We start from the raw sequence: 274 nt of genomic DNA, 5'->3' as shown, positions 1-274 counted from the left end.
ACTGGCCAGCCCGACAGACCCGCTGGACGCGGTCTGTGAAGCTATCCTGCAGAATGCGGTGACATGGGCATGGGAGAGTAAAGGGAACAGGGCGCGCATCGATGACGTTCATGCCTATCTCACCAGTCAGGAGGTCAACGACGCGTTTCAGGAGCGGCCAACGATTGTTGCCCGTCTCGCCGAGCTGGCTCTGCTGCTGGAAGCCTACTGCACCACCGGGCCTTACGGGGAATACTTCAACGCGGATCAGCCGACGCTCGATGGCGATACCCGC

At 61.3% G+C, this 274-nt stretch carries 1 pseudogene; it reads left to right on the top strand.

Annotated features, from left to right (window positions below):
- Positions 1-274 (top strand): annotated as a pseudogene (locus tag IAE50_RS25785) (type IV secretion system protein TraC); the annotation flags it as partial.

The organism is Kosakonia sp. S42, from assembly GCF_016624785.1.
Lineage (GTDB): Bacteria > Pseudomonadota > Gammaproteobacteria > Enterobacterales > Enterobacteriaceae > Kosakonia > Kosakonia cowanii.
This window is presented reverse-complemented; position numbering and strand designations above follow the sequence as displayed.